General features: G+C 41.9%; 23 protein-coding genes. 15 read left to right on the top strand and 8 right to left on the bottom strand.

Annotated elements, in window-relative coordinates; all coding sequences use genetic code 11:
- Positions 1–163: 163 nt before the first annotated feature.
- The 4 genes from DUT71_RS13935 (at position 164) to bcp (ending at position 3,681) form a co-directional block, all read left to right on the top strand.
- Entirely contained in the window at positions 164–685 is a 522-nt protein-coding gene (locus tag DUT71_RS13935; protein ID WP_240186936.1) for a T9SS type A sorting domain-containing protein, read from the top strand.
- Positions 686–792: 107 nt separating this feature from the next.
- Positions 793–1,404 carry a fumarylacetoacetate hydrolase family protein gene (locus DUT71_RS13940; RefSeq protein WP_113663155.1) on the top strand — a complete coding sequence of 204 codons (612 nt, stop codon included), beginning with the start codon at positions 793–795 and terminating at the stop codon, positions 1,402–1,404.
- 3 nt (positions 1,405–1,407) lie between these two features.
- Positions 1,408–3,132 carry a M23 family metallopeptidase gene (locus DUT71_RS13945; RefSeq protein WP_113663156.1) on the top strand — a complete coding sequence of 575 codons (1,725 nt, stop codon included), beginning with the start codon at positions 1,408–1,410 and terminating at the stop codon, positions 3,130–3,132.
- 87 nt (positions 3,133–3,219) lie between these two features.
- Positions 3,220–3,681 (top strand): thioredoxin-dependent thiol peroxidase, encoded by a 462-nt coding sequence (bcp, locus tag DUT71_RS13950; protein WP_113663157.1) that lies wholly within the window; start codon positions 3,220–3,222, stop codon positions 3,679–3,681.
- 354 nt (positions 3,682–4,035) lie between these two features.
- Here bcp and DUT71_RS13955 read toward each other — a convergent pair whose 3' ends face one another.
- From DUT71_RS13955 to DUT71_RS13970, 4 genes are read right to left on the bottom strand one after another with little or no spacing between them, the layout of a single operon-like run.
- Entirely contained in the window at positions 4,036–6,015 is a 1,980-nt protein-coding gene (locus tag DUT71_RS13955) for an OmpA family protein (protein WP_113663158.1), read from the bottom strand.
- Between the two features lie 12 nt (positions 6,016–6,027).
- Positions 6,028–7,002: a PorP/SprF family type IX secretion system membrane protein gene (locus DUT71_RS13960; RefSeq protein ID WP_113663159.1), complete on the bottom strand. Its 975-nt coding sequence runs from the start codon at positions 7,000–7,002 to the stop codon at positions 6,028–6,030.
- A gap of 4 nt (positions 7,003–7,006) precedes the next feature.
- Positions 7,007–8,200, bottom strand: a complete 1,194-nt coding sequence (locus DUT71_RS13965; RefSeq protein WP_113663160.1) for a gliding motility-associated C-terminal domain-containing protein — start codon at positions 8,198–8,200, stop codon at positions 7,007–7,009.
- Positions 8,197–10,035, bottom strand: a complete 1,839-nt coding sequence (locus DUT71_RS13970; protein ID WP_113663161.1) for a collagen-like domain-containing protein — start codon at positions 10,033–10,035, stop codon at positions 8,197–8,199. The genes DUT71_RS13965 and DUT71_RS13970 overlap by 4 nt, the downstream gene beginning before the upstream one ends.
- Before the next feature lie 224 nt (positions 10,036–10,259).
- Here DUT71_RS13970 and DUT71_RS13975 point away from each other — a divergent pair, with 224 nt between their 5' ends.
- The 10 genes from DUT71_RS13975 (at position 10,260) to DUT71_RS14020 (ending at position 17,882) form a co-directional block, all read left to right on the top strand.
- Entirely contained in the window at positions 10,260–11,105 is an 846-nt protein-coding gene (locus DUT71_RS13975) for a transketolase (protein WP_113663162.1), read from the top strand.
- A gap of 72 nt (positions 11,106–11,177) precedes the next feature.
- Positions 11,178–12,137, top strand: coding sequence for a transketolase family protein (locus DUT71_RS13980; RefSeq protein ID WP_113663163.1), 960 nt, complete (start codon positions 11,178–11,180; stop codon positions 12,135–12,137).
- A gap of 3 nt (positions 12,138–12,140) precedes the next feature.
- Positions 12,141–12,692: an RNA polymerase sigma factor gene (locus tag DUT71_RS13985; protein WP_113663164.1), complete on the top strand. Its 552-nt coding sequence runs from the start codon at positions 12,141–12,143 to the stop codon at positions 12,690–12,692.
- Positions 12,693–12,752: 60 nt separating this feature from the next.
- Positions 12,753–13,343: a hypothetical protein gene (locus DUT71_RS13990; RefSeq protein WP_162796049.1), complete on the top strand. Its 591-nt coding sequence runs from the start codon at positions 12,753–12,755 to the stop codon at positions 13,341–13,343.
- A gap of 59 nt (positions 13,344–13,402) precedes the next feature.
- Positions 13,403–13,858: a hypothetical protein gene (locus DUT71_RS13995; RefSeq protein ID WP_113663166.1), complete on the top strand. Its 456-nt coding sequence runs from the start codon at positions 13,403–13,405 to the stop codon at positions 13,856–13,858.
- A 162-nt stretch (positions 13,859–14,020) separates the two neighbouring features.
- Entirely contained in the window at positions 14,021–15,157 is a 1,137-nt protein-coding gene (locus tag DUT71_RS14000) for an aspartate aminotransferase family protein (protein ID WP_240186937.1), read from the top strand.
- 6 nt (positions 15,158–15,163) lie between these two features.
- Complete coding sequence (locus tag DUT71_RS14005; RefSeq protein WP_113663168.1) at positions 15,164–15,841, top strand: response regulator transcription factor; 678 nt, start codon at positions 15,164–15,166, stop codon at positions 15,839–15,841.
- 10 nt (positions 15,842–15,851) lie between these two features.
- Complete coding sequence (locus DUT71_RS14010) at positions 15,852–17,177, top strand: sensor histidine kinase (protein ID WP_113663169.1); 1,326 nt, start codon at positions 15,852–15,854, stop codon at positions 17,175–17,177.
- A 102-nt stretch (positions 17,178–17,279) separates the two neighbouring features.
- A complete protein-coding gene (locus DUT71_RS14015) occupies positions 17,280–17,492 on the top strand; it encodes a hypothetical protein (RefSeq protein ID WP_113663170.1) in 213 nt (70 codons plus the stop codon).
- Between the two features lie 108 nt (positions 17,493–17,600).
- Complete coding sequence (locus DUT71_RS14020; RefSeq protein ID WP_113663171.1) at positions 17,601–17,882, top strand: GNAT family N-acetyltransferase; 282 nt, start codon at positions 17,601–17,603, stop codon at positions 17,880–17,882.
- Between the two features lie 96 nt (positions 17,883–17,978).
- Here DUT71_RS14020 and DUT71_RS14025 read toward each other — a convergent pair whose 3' ends face one another.
- On the bottom strand, positions 17,979–18,899 hold the full coding sequence (locus DUT71_RS14025) for a DUF58 domain-containing protein (RefSeq protein ID WP_113663172.1): 921 nt from the start codon (positions 18,897–18,899) through the stop codon (positions 17,979–17,981).
- A 58-nt stretch (positions 18,900–18,957) separates the two neighbouring features.
- Between DUT71_RS14025 and DUT71_RS14030 the strand changes: the two genes are divergently transcribed.
- On the top strand, positions 18,958–19,893 hold the full coding sequence (locus DUT71_RS14030) for a DUF3078 domain-containing protein (RefSeq protein WP_113663173.1): 936 nt from the start codon (positions 18,958–18,960) through the stop codon (positions 19,891–19,893).
- A 226-nt stretch (positions 19,894–20,119) separates the two neighbouring features.
- Here DUT71_RS14030 and DUT71_RS20235 read toward each other — a convergent pair whose 3' ends face one another.
- The 3 genes from DUT71_RS20235 to dnaE form a co-directional block, all read right to left on the bottom strand.
- Positions 20,120–20,278, bottom strand: a complete 159-nt coding sequence (locus DUT71_RS20235) for a hypothetical protein (RefSeq protein ID WP_162796050.1) — start codon at positions 20,276–20,278, stop codon at positions 20,120–20,122.
- Positions 20,279–20,329: 51 nt separating this feature from the next.
- Positions 20,330–20,647 (bottom strand): thioredoxin, encoded by a 318-nt coding sequence (gene trxA, locus DUT71_RS14035; protein ID WP_113663246.1) that lies wholly within the window; start codon positions 20,645–20,647, stop codon positions 20,330–20,332.
- A gap of 259 nt (positions 20,648–20,906) precedes the next feature.
- Positions 20,907–25,337 carry a DNA polymerase III subunit alpha gene (gene dnaE / locus DUT71_RS14040; RefSeq protein ID WP_113663174.1) on the bottom strand — a complete coding sequence of 1,477 codons (4,431 nt, stop codon included), beginning with the start codon at positions 25,335–25,337 and terminating at the stop codon, positions 20,907–20,909.
- Positions 25,338–25,399: the final 62 nt, after the last annotated feature.

Here is a 25,399-nt window from a genome sequence, read left to right on the forward strand (position 1 = left end):
ATAATCAGGATAAAAATCTATTTCATCAAAAAGCCAAAACTTTCCAAAAATATGAGCGCCAGGTGCGGCATTTATACCTTGTTAAATATTGTTAAATAATACCGCAACACCATCTTTTGTTTGAATTCTTTGTTTATTTATTTATATTTTTGTGAAACATTTAATGAAAGCAAAAGGAGTAAAAATAGCGCTCAAATCACACATGGCATCCCTTACGGTTATGCTCTTGCTTTTATGCTCTGCTGTTTTTGCGCAAAAAGCTGATACCAGTCGAATTTCAGTAAGGCCTAAAACCAAGCCTGCCGCTAAATTCCCAACCATAAAAGGCAGCGTACAGCCCTACAGGCCAAATATTTACAATTACCTACCAGCTACCAACCCAACCCACAACGCACCTGTTGCCAACAAGGAAAAGGGCGAAAAAAACCTGACCATCCTGAAAATATACCCTAACCCGGTGTTAGAACAGCTGAACATTAACCTTCGTTTGGATAAGGAAACTAGCATATCCATCAAAATTACAGACTTACTGGGTAACGATATTGTAACACTTGCCAATGAAAGATTACCGCACGGCGAGCATACCAAAACATACAATATGCCTTCGAAACTAAACGCAGGCATCTATTTTTTACGTATCGTGGCTGGCGGCGAACCTGTGATTAAAAGAATATCGGTACTCTAATATCAGTTTTTCTTTTGCTAGCTTTGCCATACGAAACCGTCGATGATTTTTCAGTGGCTTGAAAAACCTGACAGCTTCATCACAATTGAAAAGCAAATTACAAACAGATGAAAATCATTGCAATAGGCAGAAATTACGCCGCCCATGCCGCAGAACTCAACAATGCCATTCCAACCAAACCTATCATTTTTTTAAAGCCTGACACCGCTGTTTTAAAAGACAATAAACCCTTTTACCTTCCTGGCTTTTCTAATGATGTGCATTACGAATTAGAAATTGTTCTAAAGGTTTGCAAAGAGGGCAAACATATTGCCGAGAAATTTGCGGCCAACTATTATGACCAGATTGGCCTGGGCGTTGATTTTACCGCTAGGGACATTCAGGCCGAACATAAGGAAAAAGGCCTACCTTGGGAACTTGCCAAAGCCTTTGACAACTCAGCCGTGGTGAGCAATTTTTTCCCGAAAAACGACTATAGCAATCTTTACGACCTTAAATTTGAACTACAGAAAAACGGTGAGACCAAACAGCTTGGACATACTGCCAACCTGCTATTTTCGTTTGAAAAGATAATCGCCTTCGTTTCGCAGTACATCACACTTAAAAAAGGCGACCTTATCTTTACCGGAACGCCAGAAGGCGTAGGAAAAGTGAGCCAGGGCGATAAATTAGAAGCCTGGCTTGAAGGCAAACAACTCCTTAATTTCGAAATAAAATAAAAGATGCGCAATTACATTACCTATTTAGCTGCTTTATCGGTATTCTTCTCATTTCATTTAAAGGCTCAACAAATCTATAGCAGTAACCCCTATCCCTTAACGGATTTTAGGTCGCCATTGGATATCGAGCCACCGGCATTGGCGGGTTCTTTTGGAGAGTTGCGGGCCAATCACTTCCACTCAGGCATTGATTTTAGGACCAACCAGCGTACTGGCTACCCCGTGTATGCCCCAGCCGACGGTTTCATTTCCCGCCTGAGAGTGCAAAACAGTGGCTTCGGACTCGCTTTATACATCAACCATCCAAACGGCTATACTACCGTTTATGGACACTTATCAAGGTTTAACCCCAAAATAGCGCAAATTGCCAAAAATTTCCAGTACAAAAAGCAATCGTACGAAATTGACGAATTTCCGGTAGCCGACCTTATTCCGGTTAGAAAAGGCGAAGTGATTGCCTACACCGGAAACACCGGAAGCTCTGGAGGCCCACACCTACATTTCGAAATACGCGACACCAAAACCGAGGCTACCATCAATCCGCAGCTATTGGGCATCAGTATACCTGACGATATTCCACCCGTAATCCATGCCATGTACGTTTACCGTTTAAACGGAAAGCCCTTCAACGAATTTACGCCAAAACAATATTTTCAAGTAGCCGGAGGAAAAGGCACCTACAAGCTTAACCAGGTAAATACCATCCACCTAAACGGCGAAGTGGGCTTTGGCATTGTAGCTAACGACCGGCACAACGGGGCATCGGGCAACAACGGGGTGTATGCCATAGAACTTGCTGTGGACGATGTAACGGTTTATACTTCGGCGCTGGAACGCTTTACATTCGACAACAGTAAGGCCATCAACTCGCATATTGACTACCCTACTTATCTACGTACCAAACAAAGTATCCAAAAAAGTTTTGTAGACCCGGGAAATCCGTTACAGATTTATTTCAATTTGGTAAACAGTGGCCGTGTTACCTTTAACGACGGCAAGCTACATGCAGTTAAGTACACTATTACCGATGCCAAGGGAAACAAAAGCACCTTGACTTTTAATGTACTTGCAGATACAAAAGCAGTAATTAACACGCCCGATTTGCCCCCAGGCACCTTGTTTGGCTACCACAAGCAAAATGAATTTGGCAATAACGAGGTAAAAGTGGTATTGCCTAAAGGCACCTTATATAACGACCTGAATTTCATTTATAAGAAAACAGCCAAGCCACAGCAAAATGCCTTTTCCGAAGTTCACCATATCCAAAACAACCTTACCCCCTTACACACAGGTTTCGACCTTTGGATAAAGGCCGACAGCACACTAGCCAAATACGAAAGTAAGGCCTTAATCGTGAACAGCAATAGGTCATCGCAGGGCGGATATTTCGACAACGGATGGGTTAAGGCCAAGCCCCGTAATTTCGGCAGTTTCTTCATTGCTGTAGATACTATTGCCCCCAGCATTACTCCCGTAAATATCGCCAATGGCAAAAACATGGCTGGACTTAGCAAAATGAACTTTAGGATCAGCGATAACCTTTCGGGTATCAAAAGCTTTAACGGATACATAGATGGCAAATGGATATTAATGGAATTTGACGCCAAAACCGCCAGCCTTTGGCACAACTTTGATGAAAGAACCACTGCGGGTAAACATACTTTCGAATTACTTGTTGTTGATATGAAGGAAAACACAAAAAGGTACGCCATTGAATTTTATCGTTAATTTTTGAATTTGCAAACAACGGTTTTAGCTTGAACAGCCCCCAGTACCCATACAAATCCTTAGCTTTAAATTCAACCATTAAAAAATATGAGCACATTAAAAGAAGGCGATAAAGCGCCGGCATTTTCTGCAAAAGACCAACATGGAAACACCGTTACCCTTAACCAATTTAAGGGCAAAAAAGTGGTTTTATATTTTTATCCAAAAGATGATACCCCTGGCTGCACGGCAGAAGCCTGCGATTTTAGGGACAATTACCAAGGCTTACAAACCAAAGGCATTGAGGTACTTGGTGTAAGTGTTGACGACGAAAAATCTCATCAAAAGTTTATCACAAAACATAGTTTGCCTTTTACACTTTTAGCAGACACAGACAAAAACATTGTAGAAGCCTACGGCGTTTGGGGAGAGAAAAACATGTACGGCAAAAAATACATGGGCACCAACCGTACAACCTTTGTGATTAATGAAGACGGCAACATTGCACACATTATTAAAAAAGTAGACACTAAAAATGCCACTGCACAGGTGCTCGAATTATTAAAATAATCTTTTTGGCAACGTACGATATTAGAGATTTATGAAGTTTCAAAAACTTCGTAAATCTCTTCCCTTTCCAAAATCTATTTCTATTTTTTGGAAATCAAATCAAGTACTACCATCTTCCGGTAGTCCCGCTATCCGCTTTACTCGGCCCCAAACCAGCCCCCACCCTTAGCCTTCGTGCCCGCTACTATCGGGTTTAATGGGCAAACACATTGCTACTATTTTAAATATTTGCGTTTTTAAAACATATCGGGCCTACGAAGTTTTAGACACCTCATAAGCCCCCCTTCCAGAACAGCCGCATAAAAAAATCCTCTCCAAAAACTGGAAAGGATTTCAGATTTATGTGTGTTGAAGTTAGTTCATTTGTTGTTTATCGTTTTTAACCACGGCCATTACCGGCGTAATTTTTACGATTTTAAACTCAGTACGACGGTTAAGTTGGTGCTGTGCCTCGGTACATTTCACTCCATCTGCACATTGGTTAAGCAGTTCGCTCTCGCCCTTACCCACAGCGGTCAATCGATCAGCAGATACACCTTTGTTAAGCAGGTAGTCCATGGCACTATTCGCCCTTTTTTCAGACAATATTTGGTTATAGGCTGCTGTACCCCTGGCATCAGTATGCGCTGCAAGCTCCATTTTTACATTGGGCATATTAGCCATAAACGCATGTACTTTATTCAAGCCAGAAACGGCGTCAGGCCGGATATTCCATTTATTAAAGTCATAAAAAATATTATCAAGCTTTACCGTAAAAACATCTTTGGCTCTTTCCAGCTCAAACTTAATATCGTAAATAGTAGATTGGTTCACGCCCTTGGTCGAAATTTCGCCAGTTTGGCTGGTAAAATATTGTTGCGGATTACCTTTCACCACATAATCCGTTTCTTTTTCCAAATTAAAGGCAAACTTACCGTTAGCATCGGAGAAAACAGAAACTTGCGTTCCCCTATCCTTGTTGAGCAGCAAAATTTCCAAACCAGCAATAGGCTGGCCTGTTCCTTTTTCTACAACTTCCCCATTAATGGCGTATATCTTATCTGGAGATTTCGGCTCGGCCTTGATTCCGGTGGCAAACCTGTAAATATCGTCCAATCCAACCCCGCCATTTCTATTGCTCGAAAGATACCCCGTTTTATGATCTGCATTAAACATGATCCCGAAATCATCTTTGGGCGAATTAAGCGGTGCCCTTAAATTTTCTACATCCTTAAAGCTATTTTTACTGCCCACCGCCGAGAAAACATCTAATCCGCCCATACCAATATGCCCCCGTGAAGCGAAATAGAACTTGCCGTCACTTCTCACCGTTGGAAAAACATCATCCTGAGGGGTATTGATCTGATTGCCACAGTTTACCGGTTGGCTCCAACTTCCATTGGCCAACTTCTCGCTGTAATAGAGGTCCATCCCTCCAAAACCGCCTGGCATATCAGAAGCAAAATACAAAAGCTTACCATCAGGCGACAGGGCCGGATGCTGCACCGAAAACGCCCCTGCATTGTTGAACGGCAGCTTATCTTTTTCTACCCATTCGTCTCCTTTTTTAATGGCAATTAACAGGTATTGCTTTCCAACCTCTCCCAATTTCGACTTTTTGTTGCTGGCCAATACCGATCTGGTAAAGATCAGAGTGTCTAAACTAGGGTACACCGCTACCGGGCCGCTATGGTAGCCCTTATTGATAGAGCCTTTTAAAATCTCAACCTGTTTTGAAGAAGGCACTGCACTATATATTTTCAGGTATGGATTACCCGTCCAGCCGTATACTTCTTGGCCTTTTTTGTTTTTTTGCCAGCGGTCAGAAATGAAAAGTATATTTGAGCCAAATTTAGACGGGCTGAAATCCGAGTTTTCAGAATTTAAGCCAATTTCGCTTTCTACCGAAGCACCAATATCGGGGTTTTCGGCCCACATTTTTGCTACACCGCAAATATTTGCTTGCTTCTCTGCCTCTTGGGCTTGTGCTGGATTTTTCTGTCCCCAAATGGTAAAGTTATTGGCAGCTTCGCCAAACTTTCCATTTTGCTTTAAGGCTTCAGCGAGGTATTTATAATTATCCGAAGTTGCATCAGGATAGCTCAATGTTTTTTTATACCAAATTTCAGCGGCTTCGGTATTATTGATAAACCTGTAGCAATTAGCAATTTTCTGCGCCACATCCATGCTTGGGTTGGCTTTCATGATTTTATCATAAATCTCCAGTGCATATTTATAATCAAGCTGCCTGTAAAGTTTATCGGCCTCCTTGATATCATCAGAAAACAGTACCGAAGGCAAGAGGTAAATAATCAAGAAAAGAGCTGCAACCCTGAAAAACTTTTTAAATGTCATAGAAACTCTGCGTTAAAAGTACCGCGGAGTAGTTAAAGCATTATTTCTGTAGTTTTTTCCAATAATCAATCCTAACGATATTTCGTGGCTACCAGATGAATATGAATTTAAATCGGACAAATTATAATCGTAGGCATATCCAATCCTAAATTTTTTGGCAACAAAAACTTCAACTAATCCAACAAGCGAATTTTGTTGAAAAGTCCCACTTAAATTGTTAGTTTTTTTCCACATATCCACACCCATCCTGTAGGAGCCGCCTATCCATAAAACATCCCTAAGTAAAAAAGATGCGTTTATATCGAAATTACCCATGGTATTGGGGTCATCGCGGAGCATTAAAGAGGGCTTAAATTTCACATCGTTACTAACATTTAAAATTGCTCCGGTTGTTAAAAAAATGTGGACAGGGGGCAAAATGATAAACCTTGCACGCTGGTTATTTTTATTTAAGGCTGTAGTAAGCAGGTTATTTGCCGAAAGCCCCGCATAAAAGACATCGTCGCTGTAGTGCAGCCCAATTTTTGCATCGGGCGAAATGTAGTTTTGCGTTCCGCTAAAGGCAGCGTCCGTTGGATCACCAATAATAGCTTTTTCACTATTCAACGAAAACTGAACCGCTCCCACGCCTACACCAAAACTTAGCCTGCCTTGGTCTCCTACGGGCAGCCTGTAGGCATAATTTGCCATAATGGCCGTTTGCCCTTGGATACCTGCCCTGTCGTTTAAAATAGAAAGCCCCAGGCCTACGTTATTATTGTGAAAAAAAGCACCGTCAACAATTAACGATTGCGTAGTAGGCGCCCCTTTTACGCCAACCCATTGGTTGCGGCTAAGCAGATTAATGTTTAAATCTTCCTTATAGCCGGCATACGCCGGATTGACCAACAAATTATTGAACATGTATTGGCTATAAGTCACCTCATTTTGCGATTTTGCCATGAAAGGGCACAACACAATCAAAATTTGGAAGAAAAATCTTTTCATCGCTTTAGTTTTTAACCATGGTGATAGATCCTTTAAAAAGCTGATCTTTTCCGTCTATTTTAACCCTTAGCACATAAAAATAGGTGCCTGAACCAACATTTTGCCCATCCCAATATTTAGCAGAGCTATAGTTGGCCACCCTGTAGATCAAGTTGCCTGAACGATCAAAAATTTTCAGGTCATTATCAGGAAAGGCATCTATGTTTTTCACTTCCCATTTATCATTTTTGCCGTCTCCATCAGGAGAAAAAGCATTGTAAATTTCAAGCGGGCCGGCATTGGTTACCTGGGCAAAAGCAAAAGGGGCATCAATGCCGCTAACCAATTTAACGCCCTGCGAAACCAAGGACTTACTAAGCCCAGGAAAAAAGCTGCTATTGTCTTGGGTGCTCATAGGAAATACGCGGTCCCAATTGTTCTTGGCGGTCCAATTCACCAAGGTAGTGTACTTTTCGGCAGAGGAAGTATAAAAGCTTACATCTACCGCACCGCTCCCTTTCCAATTCTTCAAAATGTGGTAATAGCTATCATTAACGTCAATGATGGCATTTTCCTTGCTAAACCTGCTATACCCATCTACGGAAGGGTCTTTATCATAAAATGAAGCGCCAATTATACTGGCATCTTTTGATTTAACCGACACAAACCGCATTATCCCAAGCCTACTTGAGCCCAAAGGAAAAACATAATCGAGGCCCGCATCCATATGCCTTACAAACTGGCCGCTGCCGGTAGTACTAACAAACCCCTTGTTGCGGAGCAGGGAAGACCCGCTATTATCCAAATGAAGCTGGCTATCATTCAATTGCACTTCAGCATCGCCCAAATCCAAGGACAGCCTTACGTCAACATTGTTCTTGATCTCAAAAACTCCTTGCCCAGCAAATGCCAGTCTCGGAAAACTGGTGGTACTGTTTCCTGAAAAAACAGCTCTTTTTGCCGTAAACCTTACCTTACCGTTTGATTCCAATGCGAAAACGGCCGTTCTGTTACTCACCCAATCACCTCCAACCACCATTTCACCGTTGTTCAATATTGAGCCAAAATTATGGGTAACCTTATCGCCAACGTACAGCAATGCGTTTTGATCGATAAAAATCTTGGCCCCATTATTTACCAATTGGGCAACAGCATCGCTATTTGACGCCATTAGCACTATGGCCGCAAGGAAAATACCTAAGCGTTTTTTCTTTATCATAACACAGCGCTTATGTAGAACGTAGCCGCAGGCAGATCGATAGGGCCATCACTAACATTCATAAACTTAACTTCAATGATATTAGCGCTTACCACTCTGGCGTAAGCTATGATCAGCCCATAAGGCAGCTCAACACTTGGCGATACCGCTACGCTAGCGCCCATATCTACTCCGGTAAGTGTAAAAGTTTGCTTGTCGAAAGACTTTGCCCCAATTGTAGGCAGATCTCTTGTGAAAGAAGCTTTGGAAACCGAGGTAATACCTGAACCATTTACGCCAATTTTCACTTTTCCGTCAGTTGCAATCCTTATTCCTTCTACTCTGTTTGCCGCAATAACAAGTTCCTTAGCATCAGTAGTTCCTACAAAATCAGCATTAACCCCTGGGTTGGTAGTTCCACCAATGCTTCCGGCACCGTTACCTGTTCTTAACCAGGCCGTGGTACTTCCAGAAGGGCCTTGCGGACCAGCCGGGCCCTGCTCTCCAGGGTCACCTTGATCACCTTTTGGGCCTTGAATCCCTTGCGGGCCAGCGGGACCCTGTAAGCCCTGGGGACCAGTAGCTCCCGGATCACCTTTATCTCCCTTATCACCTTTTGGACCTTGGGCACCTTGCAGGCCCGTAGCCCCCGTTGCACCAGCCGGACCCTGCGGACCAACCTCACCAGTATCACCTTTAGCGCCTTGAGGGCCAGCTGGGCCCTGAATTCCCTGCGGACCAACGGGTCCAATATCTCCCTTATCGCCTTTGTCTCCGGTATCTCCTTTTAAACCTTGCGGGCCAGTTAAACCGATAGGGCCTTGCGGGCCCACCGCTCCAACATCCCCTTTATCGCCTTTATCTCCAGTATCTCCTTTTAAGCCCTGGGCACCCTGCGGGCCAGTTGCTCCAGTTGCACCAACAGCACCTTGTGGGCCAGTATCCCCAATATCGCCTTTGGCACCTTGAGGACCTGCAGGACCTTGAATACCCTGGGGACCAACAGGTCCCACATCTCCCCGGTCACCTTTTGGACCCTGAGCACCAGTTAAGCCAATGGGCCCCTGCGGGCCAGTTGCACCCGGATCGCCCTTAGCTCCTTGTGAACCTTGTTGGCCTTGCGGACCTTGTGTGCCCATATCGCCTTTAGGGCCCTGCGGACCTACTACGCCAGTGGTCAAATTGGCCAATACCAGCCAAGTTCCATCTGCCTGCTTTTTAAATACGCTACCGGTGTTGTTATTTAAATAAAGATCACCTTCTTTTGTCCCAACAGGTTCCGTTGCAGTACTTGGCGGATTAAGCACACCATTGTACCATTGCGCACCAGCTGGACCTATCGGCCCTGCCGGCCCTACCACCCCTGTGGTTAAGTTAGCCACCTCTTTCCAAACACCGCCAGTTCTTACAAACACCTTCCCACTGTTGTTGTTCAAATAATAATCACCATCCTTAGAAGCTGCTGGCTCGGTGGTGGCCGTTGGCGGGTTGAGCGTACCATTAGACCAACTTGCACCGTTAGCTCCCGGCGCACCTTGGCTACCAGGATCGCCCTTGTCTCCTTTAGACCCTTGTGAACCTATCTCTTCCCATTTATCTGAGTTCCAAGTATTAAACTTATTGGTGCTGGTGTTGTAAATCAACAAACCATTGATGGAGGTATTGGTAACACCTACGGCCTGCAATGCGTTTCGCTGAACCTCACTCAAACGAGGAATCAACAAGCCTTTTTCCGTAGAATAAATCTCTAGAATTGATTTACTGTTAGGCTTTTCTGTGCCAATACCTACTGACCCATTTTGGGCATAAGCAAAACACGAGAAAAACAAGAATGTTAAAAAAGTAGAAATCCTCATAAGCGAAAACGTTTATTTGTTGACTTTTGGGTAATTATCTACTCAAAATAAGAATATATTTATGAATATAACAAACTTATCAACATTTATTTTATTTCAGGCGCCTTATTGTGGAAAACTATACCTGTTAAAAAAGGCCATTGTACACAAAAAAGCTAGTCTAAATAATGGGCAAACCGATATTTAAATTAACTTTGTTACCATTACAATAATTATTTTTTTGGATGAAACATACAATCAGTGAACTAGAAGATATCGCTTCGCAAGTAAGAAGAGATATTCTGAGAATGGTACATGCGGTACAGTCTGGGCACCCGGGCGCATCTTTAGGCTGTGCAGATTTTTTTACAGCTTTATATTTCGAGGTGTTGAACCACAACCCGAAGTTTGACATGGATGGTAAAAACGAAGATCTTTTCTTTTTATCAAATGGCCATATTTCGCCGGTTTGGTATAGTGTACTGGCCAGATCAGGATATTTTAACGTTAGCGAATTGAGTACTTTTAGAAAACTGAACTCGAGATTGCAAGGCCACCCCACTACCCACGAAGGGCTGCCTGGCGTTCGTATCGCATCTGGCTCATTGGGGCAAGGCCTGTCAGTGGCTATTGGCGCAGCGCTCGCCAAAAAAATCAATGGTGATAAATCATTAGTTTTTGCCCTTTTAGGAGATGGAGAATTGCAAGAGGGCCAAAACTGGGAAGCGTTTATGTTTGCTCCTCACAACAAAGTGGACAACCTGATTGCCAGCATTGATTACAATGGCCAGCAAATTGACGGCCCTACAGAAAAAGTACTTTCGTTAGAAAACCTTCAGGCAAAATTTGAAGCTTTCGGATGGCACGTAATCACCACCAATGGCAACAACATGGATGAAATTGTTAAAGGCCTAGAATATGCCAAATCGTTAACTGGAAAAGGGAAACCTATTTTAAATCTGATGAGTACCCAAATGGGCTACGGTGTAGACTTTATGGTTGGCACCCACAAATGGCACGGCTCAGCTCCAAACGACGAACAACTGGCTAACGCCCTGGGACAAATCAAGGAAACCTTGGGAGATTACTAAATCAAGTATAGCGCAGCGAAATAATGGTTACCAAAATCAAATTGCAATGCGCCATACCCAACACCATTAGAAATGAAAAAATACACTTACACTGATAAAAAAGATACACGCTCTGGATTTGGAGCAGGCCTGCACGAAGCAGGTAAAAGAAATGAAAATGTAGTTGCCCTTTGTGCCGATTTAGTAGGCTCGCTAAAAATGGATGCTTTCATCAAGGATTTCCCAGAGAGATTTTTCCAAATTGGCATTGCAGAGGCCAACATGATGGGCATTGCCGCAGGCTTAACCATTGGCGGAAAAATTCCTTTTACGGGAACATTTGCCAACTTTTCTACAGGTAGGGTCTATGATCAAATCCGCCAATCTATAGCTTACTCGGGCAAAAATGTTAAAATATGTGCTTCTCACGCTGGCTTAACCCTGGGAGAAGATGGCGCTACCCACCAAATTTTGGAGGATATTGGGTTGATGAAAATGCTGCCCGGAATGACCGTAATTAACCCTTGCGATTACAACCAAACCAAAGCGGCAACCTTGGCCATTATGGATCACGAAGGTCCTGTTTATTTACGCTTTGGTCGCCCGGTAATTCCTGTATTCACGCCAGAAGACCAAAAATTTGAAATTGGCAAGGCATGGATGGTAAATGAAGGTACAGATGTAACCATTGTAGCCACCGGACACATGGTTTGGAGGGCGATACAGGCAGGCGAGGAATTAGAGAAATTAGGTATTGATGCTGAAATTATAAATATCCATACCATTAAACCTTTGGACGAGGAAGCGATCTTAAAATCGGTGAAAAAAACCGGCTGTATCGTTACCTGCGAAGAGCACAATAAATTTGGCGGTTTGGGAGAGAGTATTTCTCACCTATTGACCACTACGTATTTAGCTCCACAAGAGTTTGTAGCTGTTAATGACAGTTTCGGCGAAAGCGGTACACCTGATCAATTAATGACCAAATATAAACTGGACCCTTCTGACATCGTAGCAGCTGCCCAAAAAGCAATAGCTAGAAAATCGAAATAATCTATGAAGCAAGTTGAAGACGCCGAGATCCTTTCTAAATTTCAAGATGAAAAAACTCGCAATAACGGCTTCAACTTGCTTTTACAAAAATACCAGCAAAAAATTTATTGGCATATCAGGCGCCTGGTTATTGACCACGACGATGCCGATGACCTGGTACAGGAAACCTTTGTAAAGGTTTGGAAAAACCTGCATTCCTTTCGTAGTGATTCGCAGCTATATACTTGGATTTACCGAATTGCCACCAACGAATCCATCACTTTTCTCAACAAGAAGAAAAACAGAAACAATGTTTCCCTGGATGAAGTAAACTCTGAACTGGCCGAAACGCTGGCCTCTTCCAGCTACTTTGATGGTGATAAAATCCAGCGCAAATTGCAGCAAGCCATCCTTACCCTTCCAGAAAAGCAACGCATCATTTTCAACATGAAATATTTTGACGACATGAAGTACGAAGAAATTTCGGAAGTTTTGGGCACTACGGTGGGGGCTTTAAAAGCATCGTTCCATATTGCAGTCAAAAAAATCGAAGCAATTTTAATAAATCAAGATTGACATTAAACCTTTTGCCTAAAAAAACATCAATAAATACGAATGAGTAAAATGGCCGAAAATATGGAATGGGAAAACGAAGCGCCACAACTAGCGAAACTGGAAAGATCTAACCCCTTTACGGTTCCAACAAATTATTTTGGGGAACTTCAGGAGCGAATCAATCAGTCTGTATTTATGAGTTCGTTGGAAAAAACAACCAACGCTGGTTTTGCCACTCCACCAAATTATTTTGAAAACCTTAACGAGCAAATCATTTCCAAAGCTAAATTATCAACGTTTGTAAATGCGCAACAAGGTTTTAGTGTTCCCGATGGATATTTTGATCAGTTGCAGCAAAGTATTACCGCCAAAACCATCAACCATAAAAAAGTGGTTAAACTTTGGCACCAACCATTATTTAAATATGCTGTTGCCGCTTGTTTGGTAATTGCCTCTACCACTGGATGGTTTGCAAACCAGCAATATCAGAGCCGCCAGTTACGAAAAACGGAACTTGCCAAAGAGCAGTTGCTGTATGATATAGACGAAAGTGTGATTATTGAATATGTTCAAGAGGCGCAACTTGGAAAAACAGCCAATGTTACCGACAGTGAAATGGAGGCCTATATTTTAGATAATTTCTCTACTACAGATCTATCTAACAACTTATAAATCGGGTGAGGTGATCATCATCAAAACCCGTTCAATATATTAATTAACAAATTAAACAGATGAAAAACTTTGTTTTTGCACTATTAATCTTTACTCCTTTTTTAGCTTTAGCACAAGGGCCTAAAATGGGTGGTGAAAAAATGGAAGCCAGAAAAGTGGCTTGGCTAACCACAAAGCTGGACCTATCTGCTGAAGATGCCAAGATTTTTTGGCCAATCTATAATGACTATGTAAGAGAGCAGTCAACGTTGAGAAAAGAACGGATGCAAAAGATGATCAGCTTTAGAAAACTTAAGGAAATTGAAGATTTAGATGATGAAGAAATTCAAACCTTAATCTTAAATGATTTCAACTTCAGGCAGCGAGATTTAAATATCGAACGCAAATATTACAATAAGTTCAAATCAAGCTTACCCATTAAAACAGTGGGAAAGTTTTACCGGGCACAAGAAGCATTCAAGAAAGAAATACTGCAACAATACAGGGCAGCAATGCCAGCCCCTCAAACGAATTAGATCGCACAGATGATTAACCAAAGAGGACGTCCCGAAAAGACGTCCTTTTTTATTTGACATCATTTCCAAAAAAATGAAGCTTAAATCCGCTACTTTTGCAACATGCTTACCCAACGACAACTTTTTTTAAAACATAACGCCCAAACATCTACCACACCTTTAATGCTAGAATTTGTAAAAGCACAGGGCGTTAACTTATATAATAGTGAAGGAAAAGCCTATATCGATTTGATTGCCGGCATTGGGGTAAGTAACGTAGGCCATTGCCACCCTAATGTGGTTGCAGCAGTGCAAAAACAGGCAGAAACTTATATGCACCTGATGGTTTATGGCGAGTTTGTACAAAGCCCACAAGTGAATTTTGCAACCGCTTTGGCATCCGTTTTACCTGAACAGCTTAACTGTACTTACTTTGTTAATTCTGGAGCCGAGGCCGTAGAGGGAGCTATGAAACTGGCCAAAAGATACACTGGAAAAAAAGGTTTTATTGCCTGTAAAAATGCTTATCATGGCAGCACGCAAGGCGCCGAGAGCTTAATGGAAAGCGATTTTTATTCTGCCGGCTACGGACCATTTTTGCCACACGTTGATTTTATTATACACAACAACATTGACGATCTACAAAAAATCACTGACCAAACGGCAGCCGTTTTTATTGAGCCCATACAAGGCGAAGCTGGGGTGAGGGTGGCAGATCAAGCTTTTATGGAAGCATTAAAAGCAAGATGTTTGACTACTGGTACGCTTTTAGTATTTGATGAAATTCAAACAGGCTTTGGCCGAACGGGAAAGATGTTTGCTTTTGAGCATTATGGCGTTACACCAGATATTCTTCTGTTAGCCAAGGGCATTGGTGGCGGAATGCCCATTGGCGCCTTCATCAGTTCGGCAGAAATCATGTCGGTATTATCCTTTAACCCTATTTTGGGCCACATGACCACTTTTGGTGGCCATCCCGTGTGCTGTGCAGCAGGGCTAGCTACGCTAAATACACTGCTTAACGAAAATATTGTGGCTCACGTGGACGCAAAGGGTAATTTATTTAAGGAATTGTTACTACATCCGGCGGTAACAGAAATCCGTGGCAAAGGCTTGATGCTTGCCCTGGGCTTTGACAGCTTTGAAACCAACAAAGCGATTATTGACGCCTGCATTGAAGATGGCATTATTACCGATTGGTTTTTGCACTGCAGTGATGCCATGCGCATTGCTCCGCCCTTAACCATTACTGAAAGTGAAATCAGGAAAGCATGCGATATTATACGAAGAAATATAGAGAAAATTTGCCCTTCAAAATAAATTGGAATGAACGTACTGATTGTTGAAGACGAAAAAAGCCTGGCACTAGAAATTAGCGATTTCCTGAGCAAGGAAGGCTATATCATTGATCATGCCCGAAGAAAGGCTTCGGCAGAAGAGAAAATTTTCGTGAACAGCTATGATTTTATCCTCCTTGATTTGGGGCTGCCGGATGGCGATGGTTTTGAGCTGCTGAAACTGCTCAAAGGTTTGAAAGACCGAGATGATGCCATCATCATCCTTACGGCCAGAAGCGCGGTAGATGAACGTATCAAAGGGCTTGAGGAAGGTGCCGACGACTATTTGCCAAAACCTTTCTCTCTGAATGAACTCTTGGCCAGAATGCATGCCGTAACCCGCAGGAAACACAAGCTGGAAAAAAACGATATCCAGGTACACGATTTTGTATTAGATATCCAGAACAGGGTGGTCACTTTTAAAGGCGAAAGAATACATCTGACCAAAAAGGAATTTGAAATCTTAAATTATCTGGTATTGAATAAAAACCGTGTAGTTTCCCGCACCAGCCTTACCGAACACGTTTGGGGAGATATTCTGGAAGTTAATTCAGATTCGAACTTTGTGGATGTACACGTAAAAAATCTACGCAAAAAACTGATGTGCCACGCCAAAACCGATTGGCTGGAAACGGTGAGAAGTATTGGCTATAGGATCACGCTTTAATTACGATACGATGAGACTGCAAGAAAAACTTACTTTATACAACGCCGCTACCAAAATTGCACTCATCTTTATTCTCGGAACCATTATCCTCTTTTCCCTAGAAAAAATTTCCATTAACCATCTAGATAACAGGCTATCCAAAAAAGAAACCAAACTCATCAAAAACCTTAATGATAGCGAGGTGGATAGCTTATTAAATGCCCAGCAAACATTTACCGATTACAATATTTTAAAAGATGAGTTTATTGTGCTTAAGCTTATCCCAAGGCAAAAAAGCATTGATCCCACTGAAAAATTCAGCACCGACGATCGAGAGATTATGGGCGATATTGAAGCTTATCGCATCCTTACCAAGCAATTTAAGTATAAAAACAAGTACTATCAGTTAGAGCTAGGCACCACGGCCGCAGGAGCTATTTCTATCAAAAAATCATTGGGAATTTACATGTTTATTGTATTGATGGTTTCGCTTTCCATCACCTTGGTAACCGACTATGCCTTTACCAGATTTCTACTTAAGCCTTTCTATAAAATCCTAGATCAGAAAATAAATAAAGTAAATGACCCCATAACCTTCGATTACAGCAAGATCCCGACCAACACTACCGATTTTGTGCTCTTAGACGATAGCATTAATGGACTGATGCGGAAGATTACCGATCTGTTTTTATTGGAAAAACAATTTATCGCCAATGTTTCGCATGAATTGCTTACCCCTATTTCTATTTTAAATGGCAGGTTGGAGAATATTCTCGCTTCAGAAACTTTGCCAGTGGAGCATGAAGAAAAAATCATGGCCTCGCTAAAAACGTTGAGTAGGTTAAAATCTATCATTAACAGCCTATTGTTGATCTCGAAAGTAGAAAATGAGCAATATGTAAAGAAAGACCAAGTTATGGTTAAACAGGAACTGGAAGATATCCACGAGGATTTGAAGGAGCGAATTTTAGACAAGCGCATTGCCTACGAAGACCAAACCAAGGAAAACTTTATCTTTTTGGGAAACCAGCCTTTAATCCATACGCTACTGGTCAACATCATCAATAATGCGATCAAGTACAGCAATCAGTTGGGCAAAATCGTTATCGCTGATCAGTTAACTCCCGAAAACTACCTCCTTTCCATCACAGATAACGGCATTGGGATGGAAAATGAAATTGTCAAAAAGGCCTTCCATCGCTTTGAAAGGGAAACCAATGAAGAAGTGAGTGGTTTGGGATTGGGATTAGCCATTGCTAACAGTATCGCCAAATTTCATCATATTTCGATCTCTATTGCTTCAAAAAAGCACCAGGGAACCAGGGTAGTCATTAGCTTTCCAATAGCAAAAGCATAGCCTGATCACAATTTCCCAGGCTTTAAAAACTTCATGATTTCTTCATATTGATAGATGAACTTAGTATGGTTAAACAACATTGTTCACTAAAACAAAAAGAAAATGAAAACAGTGAAATTTTTAATGCTTGCAATGATCGCAGCATTTACCCTAAACTTTGCAAACGCACAAACACCTGCCAAAGCACCAGTAAAAACAGTTGCCCCCGCTACTAAAACAATGGAAAAGAAAGCTGAAAAAAAAGCTGAAAAAGTAGAAGCTAAAGCTGATACCGCAGCTAAAAAAGTAAAGCACAAAGCACATAAAAAACCATAAGTACTTGTTCCTAGTTAGTACAATGCGCAGTGGCTTTGCCCTGCGCATTTTTTGTGCCCCTATTTTGGGCACTTCTTATTATCTTTATGCAAATAATTCATCAGGAACATGGAAATCATTCAAGAAAACGAAGATAGAAGAGGTTTATTTAAAGCGGTAGAAGATGGCAAAGAAGCTGGTGTAATGACCTACACTTGGGCCGGGAGCACAAAGTTCATCATTGACCATACGGAAGTTAATCCCAACTTTAAAGGAAAAGGTGTGGGGCAACAAATGGTTATGAAAGCCGTAGAATATGCGAGAGCCAATCATTTAAAAATCATGCCATTGTGTCCGTTTGCCAAATCAGTTTTCGATAAAAATCCCGATATCGCAGACGTGCTATTTTAAATGAACTGCCCTATGTGTTTATGTCTTTTTAAATGAAAATACAAGCACATAGCAAATTCACATCGTTTATTAATGCTTTAAAACTGGTATTGACGATCAACTCATTTTCTGGCGCTTAATCAAATAAGCTTCTAAAATATGGTTAAAGCCGGCATTGATATCAGCATCCACCATATCAATTTTATATTGGGCGCATTTTAATGCCAGGTTTTTCCTGTACGTGGTCATTTGCGACAGGTAAGCATCTTTCACCTTCGCAGCATGGGCTTTTAAAACAGTGCCCGTTTCCATATCTACAAATTCATAGGGCCTGTTTTCGAAATCAAAATCCTGCTCCTTCGCCTTATCTGTTACGTTAAAAACAACCACTTCATGCTTATTAAATTTCAAATGCTGTAAGGCTGAAAATAGCTGGTCAAGTTTTTCGGCACTATTAACCGTTTGCAACATGTCGCTAAAAACCACCACTAACGAGCGTTTGTGAATAAGATCGGCTATTTGGTGCAATGCCAAAGAAAGATTGGTTTGAACATTCAGCTTAGCGGCCGTTAAAACTTCTTCCAACTTGGCAAATAAAAACTTTTGGTGCACGCTGGTTGATTTAGCCGGGGTATTTAACTTCAATTCATGGGTAAAAAGACTTAAACCAAAAGCATCACGCTGCCTTTTAAGCAAATAAATTAAGGCTGCGGTACTTTGTACGGCAAAAGTGAGCTTGTTGTATTTATCGCCAGGAAAATACATGGACGAAGAGATGTCTATCACAAACTGGCACCTCAAATTGGTTTCTTCCTCATAACGCTTGCTAAACAGCTTATCCGTTTTGGCAAACAATTTCCAGTCTATACTTTTAACACTATCGCCGTTGTTGTAAAGCCTGTGCTCTGCAAATTCAACAGAAAAACCATGGAATGGACTTTTGTGAAGTCCGGTAATAAATCCTTCAACCACTTGCTTTGCTAAAAGCTCCAAACTGCTTTCAAATCTAATTTCCTCAGGTTTTTGCGATGCTTGCATACGTAAAACTAATAAAAAAGATTTTGTTTAGCTTTGTTAAATCACTAAATAACATCATATGAAAAGATTATTACTTTTTATCATTAGCGCTATAATTGTTAATAGCAGCTATGCCCAAAAGGTGCAAGGTGGAAAAGTAAACACCGAAAGCGCCAAACTTGCTGGCAAGTTGGATACGGCAAAAAAACAAGAAGGTTGGACAGTTAGAGGAACCAATACCCTTTTACTAAACCAAGCAGCCTTTTCCAATTGGGTTGCAGGGGGAATTAACTCCATTGCATTAACGGGCCGTGTTGATTATGAATTTAATCTTAAAAAAGGCAAAAACCTTTGGGAAAACCGCATTTTGGGCGGCTATGGCTTACGTTCAGAAGAAAACAACAAAGCAACCAAAGTAGAAGACGTGATCGACTTCACTTCAAAATACGGTTATCAGTTGGGCAAGAGCAATTGGTATAGCGCTATTGCCTTAAACCTTAAAACCCAATTTGCAAAAGGCTACGACTATGGCAAGCCTGAGCAAAGCTACATTTCCAATCTGTTCTCGCCAGGTTACGTTACATTGGGCGTGGGTTTTGACTATATCCCGAACGACAACTTTCAATTTAGCGTTCACCCCCTAACGTCAAGGTTTACCATCATTGCCGACAAGGCTGTTTTTGACCCCGACAGAGATGGTATCCTTACCGAAGCTTACGGCGCCCAACCTACCGAAAGCCTGGTTTACCAGCTAGGAGCCTACATCGGTGGCCGATACAAAGTAAAACTGATGGAGAACATCATGCTTGATAACCGTTTCGGCCTTTTTACCAATTACCTGGAGAAACCGCAAAACATGGTATTATCGTATTCGGGCATTTTGGACATGAAGGTGAACAAATTTATCTCCACACAAATTACTGCCGATTTATTTTACGACGACAACCAAATTGGCAAGCTACAGCTAAAAGAAACTTTGGGCGTGGGCTTAACCTATAAGTTTGGCAGATACTAGGGCCTGTGCAGAAATTCAAACAAAATCATTTATAGCACTCCCCCAAAAAAAAGCTACGAGCGCCACTGCAAGGCCCAAGGCAGTTGCCAGCACATTACCCTTCTCGATAGCTCGGGAAGGTTTTTTTTTGAAAATCAGTTGCACTGCAACGATCTCCCGAAAGCCCTTCTTTCCGCTATAGTCCAAAGCTCGTAAACTCGCCTTGGAGCTGCCGCTTCAATAAGGTTTAGCCAATAAACACCCGTAATACTTCGGTAAAATATTGCCCTGCAATACCATAAACAGCGGCCCCAAACCTCAAAGCAGCGTAGGGCAAAAAAACGGCTTGGCGGGATAGCGGGCCAAATACCCGGCAAAAATGCTCTCCAAAAAAAAAATCCGACATGTAAATACACCTCGGATTTAATATATTTTGGAATTAGTTCCAGACCTATTCTTATAATTGACCGTCTAACTTACCAGCCAAAATTGATTTTGGCACTGCGCCAATTTGTTTGTCAACCACCTGACCATCTTTAAAGTACAACAAAGCTGGGATGTTACGGATACCAAACTGCATCGAAATTTGTGGATTGTTGTCAACGTTTACCTTGCCAACCAAAGCTCTACCTTCGTATTCTTTAGCAATTTCTTCTACCACTGGACCAACCATACGGCAAGGACCGCACCATTCTGCCCAAAAATCTACCAAAACAGGTTTATCCGATTTTAATACTACTTCCTCGAAGTTAGCATCTGTTATTTCTAAAGCCATATCTAAATTTTTATTATGTACAAATATATTATCAATTGTGATGCCATCAAAAGCCAAATGCCAATTTGACATTGTTTTGTTCATTGGTCCATTGGCTCGTCGGTTAACTGTTGAATCGTTTAGCTGGTTAATTGATTCCTTTGCTCAGCTTGTAGGTATCTAAACTAGCACCAAGCGAAGTAATTTCCCGCTTCCCCGCAGATTTAAAACGCTGATTGGAGGAGACTTCACCAGCCCGCTAATCCCTAGCCACTAACCACTAATTTAACCTATAATCCACAAAATCAAGCTTCTTTATTCCGTCCAAAAATTGGTTATTTGGGTTAATTTTTTGGTTTTTGGAAGGCAGCTCCAGTTTTAAACCTTTCTCTACGTCATAAACCTCAAAATTAAGCTTACAGTTTTGAGCATCTGTATTTTCCCTATTTTCATCTAAAATGGCTTGTATTTGTTGCATAAAGCTATCGTTCACAATTTCAATAGGGAAAAATATGGTTAACGATTTGGTGAGCTTATCCCTCAAGCCCGATAGCAAATCAATGCTGGTAATTTTAAACTCCCAATCACCTTCCTTTCCAAAACGCAGCCCTAGTTTACCACGGATCTGCAGGAAATATCCTTCGGTTAAAAATTGTTTAAATTTCAGGAAATCATCACCAAACAAAGCAATTTCGCAACTATCATCGTAATCCTCAAACACAAAAGTACCGAAAGGCTTGCCTGTTTTGGTAATCCGTTGCGAAGCCATCACCACCAAACCACCCACTACCAGTTCACGATTTTTCAGGGTTTCAAATTCTGCCATAATCTCTTCATTTGAATCGCCCATCCTTACTTTATTGATGATACTTAAATGCTTCACTTTATGCGGACAATACCTATCCAGTTCAAAACGGTAATCATCCAGCGGATGTCCTGAAAGGAAAATTCCGATGGCATCTTTTTCGTATTTCAGCTTGTCAATCAGTCCCCACTCCTGTGTCATGGCAAAAGAAGGCTCCAAAATCAAATCAGCTTTTGAACCGCCAAACAACGAAGACTGCGACGAGTTTTGGTTATTCTGGAAGTCGTTGGCATACTTGATCAGTTTTTCAATTCCATTTAATTTATCATTAGGGCCAATAAAGAAAAATTGCGACCTATTGAAACCAAAAGCGTCAAAAGCACCGCCGTAAACAAAACTCTCGTAGGCTTTTTTGTTGACGATACGTGTATTTGAACGTTTGGCAAATTCGAAAACCGTTGGATAAGGGCCATTTTCTGTACGTTCTTCAATGATACTTTCCACGGCTTTTTCACCTACGCCTTTCACGGCTGATAACCCGAACCTAACTTCGCCCTTGGCATTTACCGAAAATTTCATCTCCGATTCGTTCACATCTGGCCCAAGTACGGGTACCCCCATTTGCCTACATTCTTCCATAAAGAAAGCTACCTGCTTAATATCACTCATGTTGTTGGAAAGTACCGCAGCCATATATTCGGCGGGATAATGTGCCTTTAAGTATGCGGTTTGGTAAGCAATCCAAGCATAGCAGGTAGAGTGCGATTTATTGAAAGCGTAAGAGGCGAATGCCTCCCAGTCTTTCCAAATTTTCTCTAAAGTTTCTGCTTTATGGCCTTTTTCAGAAGCCTGTTTTACAAACTTGGGCTTCATTTTATCGAGTACGTCTTTTTGCTTTTTTCCCATGGCCTTACGCAAAACATCGGCCTCGCCTTTGGTAAAGCCTGCCAATTTTTGCGACAAAAGCATTACCTGCTCTTGATAAACCGTAATTCCGTAGGTTTCTTGCAAATACTCTTCGCAGGCATCCAAATCATAGGTAATGGGTTCTATCCCATGTTTACGCCTAACAAAACTTGGGATATACTCCATAGGTCCTGGACGGTACAGCGCATTCATGGCAATTAAGTCTCCAAATACGGTAGGTTTCAACTCCTTCATATACTTTTGCATACCAGGGCTCTCGTACTGGAAAATACCAACGGTTTCACCACGCTGGAAAAGTTCATAGGTTGCTACGTCATCTATCGGGAAATTATCTGGGTCTAAATCAATGTTAAAGCGTTTTTTTACCAGCTTAACCGTGTCTTTGATCAGGGTCAGGGTTTTCAATCCCAAAAAGTCCATCTTCAACAAACCAGCGCTTTCTACTACCGAGTTGTCAAACTGGGTAACATACAAATCACTGTCTTTTGCTGTGGATACCGGAACAAAGTTGGTAATATCATCGGGAGTAATAATTACCCCACAGGCGTGGATCCCCGTATTACGTACCGAGCCTTCTAGCACAATCGCTTGCTGTAAAGTTTCGGCAGCTAAATCTTTCCCAGAAGCTAAGTTTTTAAGTAAATTTACATTTTCAAATTCATCAGGCCTAAGCGCTTCCTTTAAAGCTTTTTCTTCCAAATTGAAGATTTTTGCCAGTTTCATGTTAGGCACTAATTTGGCTACCTTATCCGCTTCGAAAAGTGGCAAATCCAATACCCTGGCCGTATCTCTGATAGAAGATTTAGCTGCCATGGTACCATAGGTGATAATTTGGGCCACCTGACTAGAACCGTATTTACCAATTACGTAATCCATTACACGGCCACGCCCCTCGTCGTCAAAGTCGATATCAATGTCGGGCATGGATACACGGTCGGGGTTAAGGAAACGCTCAAAAAGGAGGTCGTATTTAATCGGGTCGATATTGGTAATTCCCAAACAGTAAGCCACCGCTGAACCTGCCGCCGAACCACGGCCGGGGCCTACAGATACGTCCCTTTTCCGGGCTTCGGCAATAAAATCCTGTACAATCAGGAAATAGCCCGGATAACCCGTTTTTTCGATAGTGGCCAGCTCAAAGTCCAAACGTTCGGTGATATCAGGGGTAAGTTCCCCGTAACGTTTTTGGGCACCTACATAGGTCAAATGACGAAGATATTTGTTCTCCCCTCTTTTTCCGCCATCGGTTTCATCTTCAGCCACCAAAAATTCCTCAGGAATATCAAATTTTGGCAATAATACTTCCCTTGCCAGCTTGTAGGTTTCTATTTTATCAATCACTTCTTGTACATTGATAATCGCCTCTGGCAAATCGGCAAAGAGCTCCTTCATCTCGTCTGCCGACTTGAAATAATATTCTTGGTTTGGCATCCCATACCTAAAACCTCTACCACGGCCAATTGGCGTAGCAAGTTTCTCGGCATCTTTTACGCAAAGTAAAATATCGTGGGCATGCGCATCTTTTTTATTAACGTAATAGGTGTTATTGGTGGCTACTATTTTTACGCCGTTTTGGGCGGCCATTTTTACCAACACTTCGTTTACACGGTCTTCATTTTCCTGTCCGTGGCGCATCAGCTCAATGTACAAATCATCGCCAAATTGCTCTTTCCACCATAGCAAAGCTTCTTCTGCCTGCTTTTCACCAATATTTAAAATCTTGCTAGGCACTTCACCATACAGGTTACCAGTAAGTACAATCAGATGCTCCTTGTACTGCTCTACCACGTTTTTATCTATCCTAGGCACATAGTAAAATCCTTTAGTGTAGGCTATTGACGACATTTTGGCCAGGTTGTGGTAGCCCTGCTTGTTTTTAGCCAAAAACACCACTTGGTAACCATCATCCTTCCGGGTCTTATCTGTATGGTTTTCACACACAAAAAACTCTACGCCAACAATAGGTTTCAATATTGTGGCGGTAGGTGTTTCCCCCTTTTCCAGCGCTTCGGCATTTTTAGCCTCCGCAGCTTTATTATGGTTAAGTACGTTGTTCACAAAATGAAACGCTCCCATCATGTTGGCATGATCGGTTAAGGCCACAGCCGGCATCTTCTTTTCAACGGCTGCTTTTACCAAAGCAGGTACGCTAATGGTACTTTGCAGCACCGAAAACTGCGTATGATTATGTAAATGCGCAAAAGCAGCATCAGCCAAAGCAGCTTTATTACTTTCTAAAGTTTGTTTAGAAACACCATCTGCACCGGCACCTTTTCTCTTCCTTATCTCGTCTGAGGCCGCTTTTAAATTGATGTGCTTTAGCCCAACAGACTCTATGGTGAAAGGATTAGCCTCTTTAAACTTCAGGAAGTAATCAGTATCAACTTGTAACTCCTCTTTGGTAAAAACCTGTTTTTTAATCAGCTCCAAAAAACAACGTGTAGTAGCCTCCACGTCGGCAGTGGCATTGTGGGCTTCAGCAAAAGGCACTCCAAATAAATATTGGTGTAATTCGGTAAGGTTGGGCAACTTAAATTTACCGCCCCTGCCCCCCGGGATTTTCAAAAGCTCGGCAGTAACCTCGGTACAGGTATCCAATACGGGCATGTTGGCCAGCAAATTTTCCTGACCAAAACGATACAGCTCGCAACCCATAATATTAAGGTCGAAGCCGATGTTTTGTCCCACTACAAATTTGGCTTTCCCTAAAACTTCCTTGAATTTCTCCAGCACCTCGGCCAAGGGAATCCCTTGCTCCTGCGCCAGCTCGGTAGAAATCCCATGAATACGTTCGGCATCATAGGGGATATTAAACCCTTCAGGTTGTACCAGATAGTCTTGGTGCTCCAACAACCTTCCCATATCATCATGCAACTGCCAGGCAATCTGTATGCAACGCGGCCAGTTATCGGTATCGGTAATTGGGGCGTTAAAATTGCGTGGCAAACCCGTTGTTTCAGTATCAAAAATCAAGTACATAGCTAAAAAATGAGGATACCAAAATTAACGAAAAATATAGGGGATTTGGTCAGCTAATTATC

It is taken from the genome of Pedobacter nanyangensis (assembly GCF_003313505.1).
In the GTDB taxonomy this organism is placed as follows: Bacteria; Bacteroidota; Bacteroidia; order Sphingobacteriales; family Sphingobacteriaceae; genus Pedobacter; species Pedobacter nanyangensis.

Excerpts from the sequence above, each read along its gene's own strand:
- DUT71_RS13935 (WP_240186936.1), top strand. The coding sequence starts at position 164 with ATGAAAGCAAAAGGAGTAAAAATAGCGCTCAAATCACACATGGCATCC.
- DUT71_RS13940 (WP_113663155.1), top strand. The coding sequence starts at position 793 with ATGAAAATCATTGCAATAGGCAGAAATTACGCCGCCCATGCCGCAGAA.
- DUT71_RS13945 (WP_113663156.1), top strand. The coding sequence starts at position 1,408 with ATGCGCAATTACATTACCTATTTAGCTGCTTTATCGGTATTCTTCTCA.
- bcp (WP_113663157.1), top strand. The coding sequence starts at position 3,220 with ATGAGCACATTAAAAGAAGGCGATAAAGCGCCGGCATTTTCTGCAAAA.
- DUT71_RS13955 (WP_113663158.1), bottom strand. The coding sequence starts at position 6,015 with ATGACATTTAAAAAGTTTTTCAGGGTTGCAGCTCTTTTCTTGATTATT.
- DUT71_RS13960 (WP_113663159.1), bottom strand. The coding sequence starts at position 7,002 with ATGAAAAGATTTTTCTTCCAAATTTTGATTGTGTTGTGCCCTTTCATG.
- DUT71_RS13965 (WP_113663160.1), bottom strand. The coding sequence starts at position 8,200 with ATGATAAAGAAAAAACGCTTAGGTATTTTCCTTGCGGCCATAGTGCTA.
- DUT71_RS13970 (WP_113663161.1), bottom strand. The coding sequence starts at position 10,035 with ATGAGGATTTCTACTTTTTTAACATTCTTGTTTTTCTCGTGTTTTGCT.
- DUT71_RS13975 (WP_113663162.1), top strand. The coding sequence starts at position 10,260 with ATGAAACATACAATCAGTGAACTAGAAGATATCGCTTCGCAAGTAAGA.
- DUT71_RS13980 (WP_113663163.1), top strand. The coding sequence starts at position 11,178 with ATGAAAAAATACACTTACACTGATAAAAAAGATACACGCTCTGGATTT.
- DUT71_RS13985 (WP_113663164.1), top strand. The coding sequence starts at position 12,141 with ATGAAGCAAGTTGAAGACGCCGAGATCCTTTCTAAATTTCAAGATGAA.
- DUT71_RS13990 (WP_162796049.1), top strand. The coding sequence starts at position 12,753 with ATGGAATGGGAAAACGAAGCGCCACAACTAGCGAAACTGGAAAGATCT.
- DUT71_RS13995 (WP_113663166.1), top strand. The coding sequence starts at position 13,403 with ATGAAAAACTTTGTTTTTGCACTATTAATCTTTACTCCTTTTTTAGCT.
- DUT71_RS14000 (WP_240186937.1), top strand. The coding sequence starts at position 14,021 with ATGCTAGAATTTGTAAAAGCACAGGGCGTTAACTTATATAATAGTGAA.
- DUT71_RS14005 (WP_113663168.1), top strand. The coding sequence starts at position 15,164 with ATGAACGTACTGATTGTTGAAGACGAAAAAAGCCTGGCACTAGAAATT.
- DUT71_RS14010 (WP_113663169.1), top strand. The coding sequence starts at position 15,852 with ATGAGACTGCAAGAAAAACTTACTTTATACAACGCCGCTACCAAAATT.
- DUT71_RS14015 (WP_113663170.1), top strand. The coding sequence starts at position 17,280 with ATGAAAACAGTGAAATTTTTAATGCTTGCAATGATCGCAGCATTTACC.
- DUT71_RS14020 (WP_113663171.1), top strand. The coding sequence starts at position 17,601 with ATGGAAATCATTCAAGAAAACGAAGATAGAAGAGGTTTATTTAAAGCG.
- DUT71_RS14025 (WP_113663172.1), bottom strand. The coding sequence starts at position 18,899 with ATGCAAGCATCGCAAAAACCTGAGGAAATTAGATTTGAAAGCAGTTTG.
- DUT71_RS14030 (WP_113663173.1), top strand. The coding sequence starts at position 18,958 with ATGAAAAGATTATTACTTTTTATCATTAGCGCTATAATTGTTAATAGC.
- DUT71_RS20235 (WP_162796050.1), bottom strand. The coding sequence starts at position 20,278 with ATGTCGGATTTTTTTTTTGGAGAGCATTTTTGCCGGGTATTTGGCCCG.
- trxA (WP_113663246.1), bottom strand. The coding sequence starts at position 20,647 with ATGGCTTTAGAAATAACAGATGCTAACTTCGAGGAAGTAGTATTAAAA.
- dnaE (WP_113663174.1), bottom strand. The coding sequence starts at position 25,337 with ATGTACTTGATTTTTGATACTGAAACAACGGGTTTGCCACGCAATTTT.